Source organism: Oceanobacillus sp. CF4.6 (genome assembly GCF_051262635.1).
In the GTDB taxonomy this organism is placed as follows: domain Bacteria; phylum Bacillota; class Bacilli; order Bacillales; family Amphibacillaceae; genus Oceanobacillus.
Window position 1 is genome coordinate 99,559 of the sequence record NZ_JBIMEX010000014.1, and the last position, 12,029, is coordinate 111,587.

Below are 12,029 nucleotides of genomic sequence, written 5' to 3' on the forward strand. Positions count from 1 at the left end.
TCAGGGCTCCCTTACTCATAGTGGGAGTCCTGACTGTTTTCCACTCGCTTATACATTTCCTTATTGATTTCATGTAGAATGGTCAATCCTTCTGAATTTATATAAGGGAGAATTTGTGAAAGCGCATGTTGAAAATATTGTAATTCGTTATCCTGCCATATCGTCTTACTCATCATGGACAGTTCTGTAAAGTCTCTTGGTGTATTATTCATAGCCATGTCCTCCAATAATGAAGTAAATCGCATTCATAAGTTATGCTATTTCACGGGTTTTATTCGCTGGTAAAATTTCCTGTATGACGTTCTGCTAATTAATAAAAATTCGTTGGATAAGTTTTTGCGAAATGGATAAATTAATTATTGCGGAGGTGATAGTGATGGCTAAAAAACCAAATCAAACAACTGCAGGTACAAATGTTCAAAAAGTGAAGCAACAAAACCAACAAGCAGCAAAAGGGCAAGGCAAGTTTGGTACTGAGTTTGCTTCTGAGACAAATGCTCAAGAAGTAAGAAAACAGAACCAACAAGCAGCACAAGGGCAAGGCCAGCAAAACCAACAAGCAGCAAAAGGACAAGGACAGTTTGGTACTGAATTTGCTTCTGAGACAAATGCTCAGGAAGTAAGAAAACAAAACCAAAAATCTCAATCAAACAAGAAGTAACAAATCGATATTCCAAGTTTTAAAAAAGAGTTTCCCTCTAATCATAGAGGGGAGCTCTTTTTCTTGGTTAGTCGTTATGCTTTATATTTGGAGTTGTTACCTTTATAATTAATGAATAAAATGAATACGGTATAACTATAAGGGGAAAGGACAGATAGTATGATGGCTCCGAGGGCGGGTTCTAAAATGCAAATACAGAGTTACAAACATAATGGACAGCTGCATCGGACATGGGAGAATAGTGTCGTTTTGAAAGGTACGGAATCCATTGTCATTGGTGCTAATGATAGAACACTGGTGACAGAGAGTGATGGTCGGACATGGATCACAAGGGAACCGGCAATATGTTATTTTCATGCGAAGTACTGGTTTAATATTATTGGTATGCTACGTGAAGATGGAATCCATTATTACTGCAATATTAGTTCCCCTTTTATATACGATGAAGAAGCATTAAAATATATTGATTATGATTTAGATGTTAAAGTGTATCCGGATATGACCTATGATCTTCTGGATGAAGATGAATATGATGAACATAAAGAATTAATGAATTATCCGGTTGTACTTGATCGGATTCTTTATAATAATATGGAATATCTGTTACGATGGGTAAGGCAAAGGAAAGGACCATTTGCTCCTGATTTTGTAGACGGGTGGTACGAGCGATATTTGACATATCGTTAAAATTTTAAAATCAACTCATTCAGCAAAAGGATTTATCCTTGTTACTAAGTCGTAGCAGGGATTTTCTATGGACACAAACAGTAGGGGAAGATTAATCATGAGCAGTGTTAAGCAGTACATGGAATTTGTAAAACCATATAAATGGAAGATACTCTGGACAATTTTGGTTGGAATTATCAAATTTGGTATTCCATTACTAATGCCTTTAATCTTAAAATATGTGATTGATGATATTATAGGTGCGGAGAATATTAATGATTCAGAGAAAATTAGTAATCTGTTATGGATTATGGGGATATCATTTGTTGTATTTCTTGTACTTCGTCCACCCATTGAATATATTAGACAATATCTTGCACAATGGGTAGGTAACAATATTTTGTATGATATTAGGGACAAGCTATTTGATCACATACAAAAACTGAGCTTGAAATTCTATTCTCAGACAAAAACCGGCGAAATTATTTCCCGGGTAATAAATGATGTCGAACAAACGAAGAATTTCGTGATTACTGGATTAATGAATATTTGGCTTGATCTTATTACAATTATTATTGCAATTTGTATTATGTTGACAATGGACGTAGGTTTAACCCTTGTTTCTATTATTTTATTTCCGTTGTTTGGATTTGCAATCAAATTTTTCTTCAGCAAATTACGTAGTTTAACAAGAGAGCGGTCACAAGCTCTTGCTGAGGTGCAAGGACATTTGCATGAACGGGTACAAGGTGTTCCAGTGACAAGAAGCTTTGCATTGGAAGAATATGAACAAGGTCAATTTCAAACCCGAAACAGAAATTTCCTTGATAAAGCATTACACCATACGGACTGGAATGCCAAAACCTTTGCCGTTACGAATACAATTACAGATCTAGCTCCCCTTTTAGTAATTGCATTTGCCGGATATCAGGTAATTTTGGGAAATGTAACAATGGGTACGATGGTTGCATTTGTTGGTTATATGGAAAGAGTATATAGTCCATTAAGAAGGCTTATTAACTCTTCCACAACGCTTGTACAGGCAATAGCTTCTATTGATCGTGTGTTTGAATTTATGAATGAGAAGTACGATATCCTTGATAAGGATAATGCGATTGAGCCTGGCAGAGTAAATGGAACAGTTGAATTTGATAATGTTTCTTTTATGTATGACGAAGAAGAAATTCCAGTATTAGAGAATATTCGTCTAAATGTCGAAAAAGGTGAAACGATTGCCTTTGTTGGTATGAGTGGTGGGGGTAAATCGACGTTGATTAGTCTGATCCCACGTTTTTATGATGTTACTGGCGGTGCAATTAAAGTAGATGGAATCGATATTCGCGATATGAAAGCCAGGTCATTACGAAATAATATTGGAATGGTGCTGCAAGATAACATTCTCTTCAGTGAATCGATTGCAATGAACATTCGGATGGGAAATCCGGAGGCCACCGATAAAGAAGTAGTTGAGGCTGCAAAGGCTGCGAATGCACATGACTTTATCAAAACACTGCCATATGGCTATGATACATTAGTCGGTGAACGTGGTGTGAAATTGTCTGGTGGACAAAAACAACGGGTGGCTATCGCGCGCGTATTTTTGAAAAATCCTCCGATATTGATATTCGATGAAGCGACATCTGCACTTGATTTAGAAAGTGAACACTTGATCCAGGAAACGATGGAAAGGTTAGCTTCCGAGCGTACAACATTTATTGTTGCACATCGATTGGCAACCATTACACATGCAAATAGAATTGTTGTTGTAGAAAATGGTCAAATCGTTGAAGTCGGTTCCCATAGTGAATTAATGCAAATGCGAGGTCATTATTATGATCTATATCAAATTCAGCATTTGGATGAAGAATAACCTTAAGCGGAAGCGACCGTTGAGAAACTCTGCATCTAGTCGCTTCTGTTCATGCTCATAAATTAATTAATTACAATATTTTTTTACTTTCTTAAATTATTAAGGCATAAGAAATGACCTCTACCGAATAGGAGAGGTCATTTTTAATGTTGAATTTTACGTAAAATATATAAACTGCGAACTAGGATAAGTTACTTCGGCGACCGCTCTGGGAAATATACTTCGCTTTCCACGGGCGGCTGGTTCCCTTCATGCTAACGCATTTTAGGGTCTCACCTATGCCTCTCTTCCCGTTGGAGTCTCCGTATATTTCCCAGAGCTAGTTAGAAGATTGCTGACGATTACTACATTAACGGGGGGGAGCTAAAATATCGTCATACAGCCTTACCAGTCCGGGTGAGCGGCGGGCGGTGACTCCTGCGGGAAAAGCACGTGTCCGAAGACCCCGCAGAGTGGGTTTCTCGAGGAGGCTGAGGCCGTGCCCGCGGAAAGCATCCGCCCAGAGCGATCCCGGACGGCGAGATAGCAGTTACTTCGCATTTTATCTCAACTCTGCGATGACTGAAGTGCAACAAACATTACGTCTTTATTTACCTGCCATTAGTTTAAAGGCTTTGCCTACAGCGTCAATTGTTTCCTCTATATCTGAATCTTTATGTTCGGTTGTTAGGAACCATGCTTCGTATTTAGATGGTGCTAGGTTAATCCCTTGCTCCAGCATTAATTTGAAAAACGTACCAAATTTCTCGCCATCCGTTGCTTCTGCTTGCGCATAATTCGTTATATGTTCGTCACCGAAATAAACGGTAAGTGCCCCGCGTAAACGGTTTACGGTAATCGCAATTCCAAATTCTTCCGCTTTTGCAAGAATACCAATTTCCAACTTTTCCCCAAGCTGATCGAGTTTTTCATAAACGCCGTCTTGTTTTAATACTTCCAGACAGGCAATTCCAGATGCCATGGATGCCGGGTTTCCAGCCATTGTTCCAGCTTGATAGGCAGGTCCAAGCGGTGCAACTTGTTCCATAATATCTTTTCGTCCACCATAAGCGCCAATTGGTAGACCGCCACCGATTATTTTACCCATCGCTGTCATATCCGGTTCTACACCATAAAGCTGCTGTGCACTGCCATAAGTAAATCGAAATGCTGTAATTACTTCGTCGTAAATGACGAGAGCACCTGCTTCATGGGTTAAATCATTGATTTCTTGAAGGAAACCTTCGTGCGGCTCAACAATCCCAAAGTTTCCAACTATCGGTTCTACTAATACAGCTGCGATTTGATCGCCCCATTTGGTCAAAGCTTCTTTATAAGCTTTAAGGTCATTAAATGGAACCGTAATAACATCCGCCGCAGTCGATTTAGGAACTCCTGCAGAATCTGGGGTACCCAATGTGGCAGGGCCTGAACCAGCCTGAACTAACACAGCATCAAAATGACCATGATAACAACCTGCAAATTTAATAATCTTATCTCGCCCCGTATAGGCTCTTGCAACCCGAATCGTTGTCATAACGGCTTCTGTACCTGAATTGTTAAATCGTACTCTTTCAAGTGAAGGAATCGCTTCTTTAAGCATTTTAGCAAATTGATTTTCCAAATTAGTTGGAGTTCCGTATAAGACGCCAGTAGTTGCGGCATGTGCAATTGCCTTTGCAATATGTGGATGAGCATGTCCTGTGATAATGGGACCGTACGCTGCAAGATAATCGATATATTTATTCCCATCAACATCCCAGAAATAGGGACCTTGGCCACGTTCCATGTATACTGGTGAACCCCCACCTACAGCTTTAAAGGAACGTGAAGGTGAATTGACACCACCAACAATATGTTCCAATGCTTCTGTATGTAGTTCCTCTGATTTTGTATGATTCATCTATATTTTCCTCCCTTAAATGTCCATGCATAACATGTAACATTTACTAATATAACAAAATTACCTAAGGAATACATGGATATTGATTATGACATCCTTCGCATATTTTTAATTTTAAGAGACAAGCAGACGGATATTTTGCATACATATATTATATAAAGGATATAAAAAGAGGGGCCTTCTAAAATGATAATACCTTGGCTATTGTTTCTTGCAGTTTGTTTTGTAGTCATAAAGAGTTTATATGATTTTATCCTCGGTAAAAAACGACATGTAATGATTAAAACATGGGATAATCATTTTTCAACAGAAGTGTTTGTATCGTTATTGGTTATTTATATTATTGTGATGTTTGGATATGGACTGATTTATTTTATCCTCTCCTTTCAAGGAATTATACTTGTGGAGAATGGGGAGTTGCGCCAGGTAAGTATACTTGGTTCGATTATACATTCGGTTTATTTCAGTGGTGTCACGATGCTTACGATTGGATATGGTGATATAACTCCGGTTGGAATTGGCAGGTTTATTGCTTTAACAGAAGCATTAATTGGGTACATCCTGCCTGCTGCATTTGTATTGAAGATGGTGCAATTTAGTGGGAGAAGCAGGGAAAAATGATTCTGTTTCTTCTATATGATATAGTAAAGCTAATACGTTATTTATGGAGGGGAATCATATGACAGTTGAAATTGGTAAAAAAGTAGAAGACTTCACATTACAGAATCATTCAGGGGAAGAGATTAGCTTATCTGATTTTGAAGGAAAACATGTTGTTTTGTATTTCTATCCAAAAGATATGACGCCGGGATGCACAACAGAGGCTTGTGATTTTCGTGATCAACATGAGAGCTTTGCTGAACTGGATGCGGTGATCATCGGAATAAGCCCTGACCCAGTGAAAAGTCACCAGAAATTCATTGATAAACATGAGTTGCCGTTTATGCTCTTGGCTGATGAAGAACATAAGGTAGCAGAGAACTTTGATGTATGGAAATTGAAAAATAATTTTGGTAAAGAATATTATGGAATCGAACGCTCCACGTTTATTCTCGATAAAGAGGGAAAACTACAAAAAGAATATCGAAAAGTTAAAGTAGATGGGCATGTGGAAGAAGCACTGACATTTATAAAGGAAAACGTATAGTTTAAATTAGAACAGTCCATTTCAGGGCTGTTTTTTAATAGCTTCGGAAATGATAAAGATACTTCACGTGAAAAAGAAAACACAAACGTACAATTGTTCATACTTTTCAGTTAGTGAGAAAACGTTTACTATATAAGATAGAAGAATAGGGGAGGGAACGGCAATGATTTTATTTACTGCTAAGGTTTCAAGAAAACATAAAGATAAGCTGGAAGCGACTTTCCAATCACTTGAATTTGTTTATTCGGAAAGTAAGGAGGAAACATACAATCACATAACAGAGGCAGAAGTTCTCGTAACTTATGGAAGTGATTTAACGGAGGAATTACTAAAAAACGCTGCTAGTCTAAAGTGGGTCATGGTACTGTCTGCAGGAGTAGACGATTTACCATGTCAATTTTTAGAGGAAAAGGGAATTGTGGTTACAAACGCCAGGGGAATACATAAAGTGCAAATGGCTGAATATGCTATATCTATGCTGTTACAAGTATATCGTCAGGAAAAATTTTTAATGAAGAACGAAACAGAGAAAAAGTGGGATAAATCGATAAAGGTTAACGAAATTACCGGGAAGACAATCGTTATTGCTGGTACGGGTGCTATTGGACAAGAAGTAGCACGTCTTGCCAAAGCGTTTCGGATGGAGACGATTGGCATATCAAGAAGTGGAAAGAAGGTAGAATTCTTTGATGAAAATCATACGAATGATAAATTGAAAAAAGTTCTGGTTCAAGCAGATTTTATTGTCTCTGTTCTGCCGAGTACAGAAGAGACAAAAGACTTTTTTAAAGAAGAACATTTTCATTCCATGCCTGAACATAGTGTTTTTCTGAATATGGGACGCGGCGATGCAGTAAAAACGGGAACCATCTTAGAGGCAGTTCAACATGGCGATATTGCTCATGCTGTATTGGATGTGTTTGAAGAAGAGCCATTGCCTGAGGATCATCCATTTTGGAGCGAAGAGAACATTACGATCACACCACATATTTCTGGTTTATCTCCAGATTATGTGAAAAGAGCGATGGAAATCTTTACAGCTAATCTAGAAAATTACATGGAACAAAAAGACAACTATATCAATAAAATAAATCTTTCCAGGGGGTATTAATATGCGCATCTATACTCGTTCAGGCGACAAAGGTCAAACATCATTGGTTTATGGGAAACGTGTTCCTAAAAATCATTTACGTGTAGAAGCTTATGGGACTTGCGATGAAGCTAATTCTGTTATTGGTTTGGCACTCGGTTTTTTGGATAAAGAAGATTGGGATGGAAAAGATGACTTTCTTGAGCAGATGCACCGTGTTCAAACCATTCTTTTTCATGTCGGGTCGGAACTTTCCACTCCAAAAGATAAGGAAGTTACGTGGAAGTTGAAAGAAGCTCATATAAAAGAAATGGAAAAGCAGATTGATGAATGGGACCAACATTTGGAACCATTAAAGAACTTTATACTGCCTTCCGGTCACAGTACCTCAGGTGCCCTGCATCATGCAAGAACAGTTGTAAGAAGGGCAGAGCGAATGGCTGTAGGGTTGGGTGATGAATTGGAGAACGACCTTGTTTTATCTTATTTGAATCGCTTATCTGATTTCTTATTTGTAGCAGCCAGATATGTTAATAAAAAAGTCGGCGTAGAAGAGTTAACGTTAAAAGTTGACATTTAAATAATGGTAATTTAATTTTCGGTGAATAATATACTCTTATTGACAGAAGGCTATGAAGACAGGTACACTAATTATAAAGATTATAATCTAATAATGTTATTAAACGGAATATATTTGAAAGAGAGGTGGTTGACGGTGTCTGAAGAACGATTACGGGAAGCGATTGATACATTGAAGGACTCAGGCGTCCGTATCACACCACAACGTCACGCAGTTCTTGAATACCTGCTTAATGCAATGGTCCATCCTACAGCTGATGAAATATATAAAGCGTTGGAAGGAAAATTTCCAAATATGAGTGTAGCAACTGTATATAATAACCTGCGCGTATTAAAGGAGATTGGGCTAGTTCGGGAATTGACTTATGGCGATTCGTCAAGTCGGTTTGACTGTAACACGTCTGATCACTATCATATTATTTGTGATTCATGTGGAAAGATAGTTGATTTTCATTATCCATCACTTGATGAAGTAGAATCGCTTGCGGAGCAGGTCACAGGATTTGATGTGAGTCATCACCGTCTAGAAGTATACGGTAAATGTGATGGATGTCAGAAACTGCCAGCACAGAAACACTAACAACACAGAAACACTAAAAATAAGTAAAAAACCAAATGCTATCAAAGCATTTGGTTTTTTTAATGATTTTTCTTAAATATTACCGGTACCCACTTCCTGACACTGTTGATCAACCAGATCCTTGAAAATGTTGAAAGCTCTTCGATTGCTATTTTTCTTTCTGAAATGATACCTTTTTGCAGTAAATCTTCCCTGTATGTGCCTGCTAAGAGACCGGAGTCCAAGGAAGGAGTATATAGTGTGTCATTTATCTCTACGACTACATTTCCTGTGGTAAATTCAGTAATTTCCTTTTCGTCATTCCATAACAGAACATCAAAAGCAGTTGGATGCTGTTTTAATATATTTTCATAGATTCCCCGGTTTGTTGTTTTGTAATGGAGGAATACATTTTCTTTCGATATAGGTATCGTTGCCAATTCGATTTGAACAGGTTCCACAAATGGTTTAATTTCACTACCTTCTATATAGAGATCACCTTTTCGACTTAAAAGTAATCGAACCTTCCAATTTCCTTCTGCGTGTTGTGCTGCATACGCATGCAATTTTTGTTTGACAGTAATTGTATCCAATTGATAGTTAAAATGTTGTGCTGTCCGGTGTAGCCTGTTTAAATGATTGTCTAAAACAAGATAGGATCCGTCTTCGAGTCCAAGGGATTCCAGTAAATCAAATTCGAGCGGTTCAACATCCAATACCTTTGCTTTAAGGAGGACTTCATTATATTCTTCTTTTTCGGTAGAATCCCAGGTAATACCGCCACCTACACCATAATGAGCACTTCCGTTTTTGTTATCCATGATTACTGTGCGAATCGGCACATTAAAAATCGCCTCTTTGTCAGGGGTTATATAACCAATGGCGCCACAGTAAACTTCTCTTGGACTGCTCTCCAGGTTATGAATAATATCCATTGTACTTATTTTAGGTGCACCAGTAATAGAACCACACGGAAATAGTGCTTTAAAAATATCAGAAATCGTTTTATCATTGCGAATTTCCCCCGTAACAGTTGAAGTCATTTGGAAGACAGTTGGATATTCTTCTATTGAATATAAACTGGGTACCTCCACACTCCCTTGTTTTGCGATCATTCCAAGATCATTCCGTAATAAATCAACGATCATCACATTTTCGGCGCGGTTTTTTTCAGATTGGTACAACCAGTTGAAGTTAGATTTATCTTCTTGTTGATTCTTTCCTCGGCCGATGGTGCCTTTCATTGGCTTTGTCGTAATCTTACCTTCTTTTAAATGAAAAAATAATTCGGGTGAGGCTGAAATGATGGAGTAGTCTCCTATATTTAAATAGGCACTGTAATTAGCTGCCTGAGCTTGTGCTAATCGATTGTAATAAGAGACCGGGTTCCCAGTGAATTCTGATTGCATTCGAATTGTATAATTAGCTTGATATGTAATACCCTGCTCAATATAATTTTTGATTTGATTAATACGTTGGTTATATTCATTTACGTTTGTTTGGGCTTTCCACTTCGAGGTGGAAAAGTCTTCAAAGCTTTGAAGAAGCGTCTGTTCAGGTTTATCAAAAATCCCAAACCAGAGGAGAGGCATTTCTGAATTGGGATGTACCTTATAGGCTTTGTCAAAAGCAGGTGAAGCTTCATAGGAGATATAACCAGCAGCATAATACCCGTTATTGGTTTCTATCTCAATTTGTTCCAGTAAAGGAATTACTTCTTCTATTGAAGAGGTGGAAATGACTTTGATGGGATGTTTAAATAATAATGGATTATTTTTCCCATCTTCGTTAATAAAATCAAAATGCAGCAGTGGTATCATCCAACGTTCTTCCTTTCTTGCAGGTATATAGGAATTTCTATAATCATTTTTAAAAAAATCCGTCGGTATCGACGGATTTAGCATTACTTATTGTTGTTTTTATTTACTTTTGCATATTTACGTTTATTGTATTTTTCATCAAATGCTTCGCCTTCCAAATTCCGATCCATTGTCAATGGTTGTTTGCAGTGCATACAAGCATCAACGCGCCCGAGCATTTTAGTTGGCTTTTCACAGCTTGGACATACGACGGGAACCGCCCTTAACGACAAAGTACCAATCCAAACGTACACAGCACAGCTTAAAAATACCATTATTACACCTAATAAGAAGAAGATTACCATCAGCCATTCGATGCCCTTAGTTAATATCCCTGCATACATTAATAAAATTCCACCGAAAACCAAAATTAAAGCAAATGATCTTATTTTATTTATTTTACTTGAATAAACCAATTGTTGAGCCATGTTGTTCCCCCTTAATTTACATTTGTAGTATAGCATATATTTATAAATATTTTGAAGTTCAATAAAGGATTTCACTTAAATGTAACGAACTATTATAGTAATAGAAGAATGGAGGAAATGAATGATGGAAAATTTCCTGAGACCAATATATCAAGAACACGCGAGTAATCCCAGCACATTGGGTATTTTAATAATAGAAAAGACACAGTTTGAAAGCCCGATTACAGATGATTTCGATGTCATACTGCTTATTATAGTTAAGGACTATGAACATTCCTGGTATGTAAAACACTATGAAGTAACAGATAAAACGGCAGCAATACATATTGTGAGGGAAGATACTTTATTGGGGTGGATTGAAACAAGTGGATATCGAAGAGCGGTTGAATGGGTCATTTCTGGAAAAACCGTGTTTGATCGTAATGAATACATTCATGATTTAAAAGAACATCTTCGGGATTTCCCCCTTGAAAAACGGGATGTAAGAAAGGCAATTAATTTTGGTAAACTTATAAAGTCTTATAGTGAAGCAAAATCTCTATATGAATCAGGAGAACTTAAAGACGCGCATAGTAAAATCTTAGACTCACTTCATTATCTAGCAAGACTTTCGGTAATCGAAAAGGGATATTATCCGGAAGTAACTGTCTGGACACAAGTAAAAAATATTGATCTAGAAGTATATAAGTTATATGAAGTATTCATTGATAGTAATGAAGAAGTGAAGCAAAAGATTGAATTAATGATCATTGCCATGGATTTTGTTATTAACAATAGAGCAAAGGCATCTGCTAAGCATCTATTGGATATGATGGAGACAAAGGATTCTCCTTGGTCTTACACAGATATTAAGAATCTGCCTAATGTTCAACTTTACACCTATGATTTGAGTGCCATTCTTTCCTATCTCGTTGAGAAGAGCATCATTTCGGTATTTCTGGAGGAAACAAAAGGTGTTGGCGTATTCCATAGAAAATACACCTTAAATAAAATGGGTAACAGTTAAGGATAGATTGAATAGAATAGTCTGAACTGCTAAAGAGTCCTGGGTGCATGAATCACAGTAAGGCTAGCAAAAGATACTTGTAGAAATGCACTCTAGGCTTTTGTAAAGGAACTGAAAACGTATTGTAAAATAATCGTTGACTTTAATAAGTAACCATGGTAAGGTTATATCCGTTGCCAATTTCCACACGGAATAGCGACAAAAAATTAAAAAATAATCGTTGACATCAAATCAGTGATTATGTTATAGTAGAGAAGTCGCCGCTAAAGGATGCGACTTACA

Annotated in this window: 13 protein-coding genes; 9 read left to right on the forward strand and 4 right to left on the reverse strand. The window is 37.4% G+C overall.

What is annotated here, in order from left to right; translation table 11 throughout:
- Positions 1 to 11: 11 nt before the first annotated feature.
- Entirely contained in the window at positions 12 to 212 is a 201-nt protein-coding gene (locus tag ACHABU_RS17840; RefSeq protein ID WP_379498230.1) for a hypothetical protein, read from the reverse strand.
- A 164-nt stretch (positions 213 to 376) separates the two neighbouring features.
- Between ACHABU_RS17840 and ACHABU_RS17845 the strand changes: the two genes are divergently transcribed.
- The 3 genes from ACHABU_RS17845 (at position 377) to ACHABU_RS17855 (ending at position 3,197) form a co-directional block, all read left to right on the forward strand.
- Positions 377 to 661, forward strand: a complete 285-nt coding sequence (locus ACHABU_RS17845) for a gamma-type small acid-soluble spore protein (protein ID WP_435766318.1) — start codon at positions 377 to 379, stop codon at positions 659 to 661.
- Positions 662 to 820: 159 nt separating this feature from the next.
- Positions 821 to 1,348 (forward strand): nucleoside tri-diphosphate phosphatase, encoded by a 528-nt coding sequence (gene ntdP, locus ACHABU_RS17850; protein WP_435766319.1) that lies wholly within the window; start codon positions 821 to 823, stop codon positions 1,346 to 1,348.
- Positions 1,349 to 1,445: 97 nt separating this feature from the next.
- The gene (locus ACHABU_RS17855) at positions 1,446 to 3,197 is read left to right on the forward strand and encodes an ABC transporter ATP-binding protein (RefSeq protein WP_435766320.1); all 1,752 of its coding nucleotides are present in this window, start codon (positions 1,446 to 1,448) and stop codon (positions 3,195 to 3,197) included.
- A 586-nt stretch (positions 3,198 to 3,783) separates the two neighbouring features.
- Here ACHABU_RS17855 and ACHABU_RS17860 read toward each other — a convergent pair.
- Positions 3,784 to 5,079 carry a glutamate-1-semialdehyde 2,1-aminomutase gene (locus ACHABU_RS17860; RefSeq protein WP_435766321.1) on the reverse strand — a complete coding sequence of 432 codons (1,296 nt, stop codon included), beginning with the start codon at positions 5,077 to 5,079 and terminating at the stop codon, positions 3,784 to 3,786.
- A gap of 186 nt (positions 5,080 to 5,265) precedes the next feature.
- Here ACHABU_RS17860 and ACHABU_RS17865 point away from each other — a divergent pair, with 186 nt between their 5' ends.
- From ACHABU_RS17865 to perR, 5 genes are all read left to right on the forward strand, one after another.
- The gene (locus ACHABU_RS17865; RefSeq protein ID WP_435766322.1) at positions 5,266 to 5,700 is read left to right on the forward strand and encodes an ion channel; all 435 of its coding nucleotides are present in this window, start codon (positions 5,266 to 5,268) and stop codon (positions 5,698 to 5,700) included.
- Positions 5,701 to 5,758: 58 nt separating this feature from the next.
- Complete coding sequence (gene bcp / locus ACHABU_RS17870) at positions 5,759 to 6,226, forward strand: thioredoxin-dependent thiol peroxidase (protein ID WP_435766323.1); 468 nt, start codon at positions 5,759 to 5,761, stop codon at positions 6,224 to 6,226.
- 163 nt (positions 6,227 to 6,389) lie between these two features.
- The gene (locus ACHABU_RS17875) at positions 6,390 to 7,337 is read left to right on the forward strand and encodes a D-2-hydroxyacid dehydrogenase (RefSeq protein ID WP_435766324.1); all 948 of its coding nucleotides are present in this window, start codon (positions 6,390 to 6,392) and stop codon (positions 7,335 to 7,337) included.
- Position 7,338: 1 nt separating this feature from the next.
- Positions 7,339 to 7,896: a cob(I)yrinic acid a,c-diamide adenosyltransferase gene (locus ACHABU_RS17880; protein WP_435766325.1), complete on the forward strand. Its 558-nt coding sequence runs from the start codon at positions 7,339 to 7,341 to the stop codon at positions 7,894 to 7,896.
- Between the two features lie 93 nt (positions 7,897 to 7,989).
- Entirely contained in the window at positions 7,990 to 8,475 is a 486-nt protein-coding gene (gene perR, locus ACHABU_RS17885; protein ID WP_435766331.1) for a peroxide-responsive transcriptional repressor PerR, read from the forward strand.
- A gap of 59 nt (positions 8,476 to 8,534) precedes the next feature.
- Here perR and pabB read toward each other — a convergent pair whose 3' ends face one another.
- Entirely contained in the window at positions 8,535 to 10,274 is a 1,740-nt protein-coding gene (gene pabB / locus ACHABU_RS17890) for an aminodeoxychorismate synthase component I (RefSeq protein ID WP_435766326.1), read from the reverse strand.
- A gap of 83 nt (positions 10,275 to 10,357) precedes the next feature.
- On the reverse strand, positions 10,358 to 10,741 hold the full coding sequence (locus ACHABU_RS17895) for a YgzB family protein (RefSeq protein WP_435766327.1): 384 nt from the start codon (positions 10,739 to 10,741) through the stop codon (positions 10,358 to 10,360).
- A gap of 124 nt (positions 10,742 to 10,865) precedes the next feature.
- Here ACHABU_RS17895 and ACHABU_RS17900 point away from each other — a divergent pair, with 124 nt between their 5' ends.
- Positions 10,866 to 11,747, forward strand: coding sequence for a nucleotidyltransferase-like protein (locus ACHABU_RS17900; RefSeq protein WP_435766332.1), 882 nt, complete (start codon positions 10,866 to 10,868; stop codon positions 11,745 to 11,747).
- Positions 11,748 to 12,029 lie beyond the last annotated feature (282 nt).

What these genes read in the sequence shown, in the direction of transcription:
- ACHABU_RS17840 (WP_379498230.1), bottom strand. Translation starts at nt 212, where the DNA reads ATGAATAATACACCAAGAGACTTTACAGAACTGTCCATGATGAGTAAG.
- ACHABU_RS17845 (WP_435766318.1), top strand. Translation starts at nt 377, where the DNA reads ATGGCTAAAAAACCAAATCAAACAACTGCAGGTACAAATGTTCAAAAA.
- ntdP (WP_435766319.1), top strand. Translation starts at nt 821, where the DNA reads ATGATGGCTCCGAGGGCGGGTTCTAAAATGCAAATACAGAGTTACAAA.
- ACHABU_RS17855 (WP_435766320.1), top strand. Translation starts at nt 1,446, where the DNA reads ATGAGCAGTGTTAAGCAGTACATGGAATTTGTAAAACCATATAAATGG.
- ACHABU_RS17860 (WP_435766321.1), bottom strand. Translation starts at nt 5,079, where the DNA reads ATGAATCATACAAAATCAGAGGAACTACATACAGAAGCATTGGAACAT.
- ACHABU_RS17865 (WP_435766322.1), top strand. Translation starts at nt 5,266, where the DNA reads ATGATAATACCTTGGCTATTGTTTCTTGCAGTTTGTTTTGTAGTCATA.
- bcp (WP_435766323.1), top strand. Translation starts at nt 5,759, where the DNA reads ATGACAGTTGAAATTGGTAAAAAAGTAGAAGACTTCACATTACAGAAT.
- ACHABU_RS17875 (WP_435766324.1), top strand. Translation starts at nt 6,390, where the DNA reads ATGATTTTATTTACTGCTAAGGTTTCAAGAAAACATAAAGATAAGCTG.
- ACHABU_RS17880 (WP_435766325.1), top strand. Translation starts at nt 7,339, where the DNA reads ATGCGCATCTATACTCGTTCAGGCGACAAAGGTCAAACATCATTGGTT.
- perR (WP_435766331.1), top strand. Translation starts at nt 7,990, where the DNA reads ATGTTATTAAACGGAATATATTTGAAAGAGAGGTGGTTGACGGTGTCT.
- pabB (WP_435766326.1), bottom strand. Translation starts at nt 10,274, where the DNA reads ATGATACCACTGCTGCATTTTGATTTTATTAACGAAGATGGGAAAAAT.
- ACHABU_RS17895 (WP_435766327.1), bottom strand. Translation starts at nt 10,741, where the DNA reads ATGGCTCAACAATTGGTTTATTCAAGTAAAATAAATAAAATAAGATCA.
- ACHABU_RS17900 (WP_435766332.1), top strand. Translation starts at nt 10,866, where the DNA reads ATGGAAAATTTCCTGAGACCAATATATCAAGAACACGCGAGTAATCCC.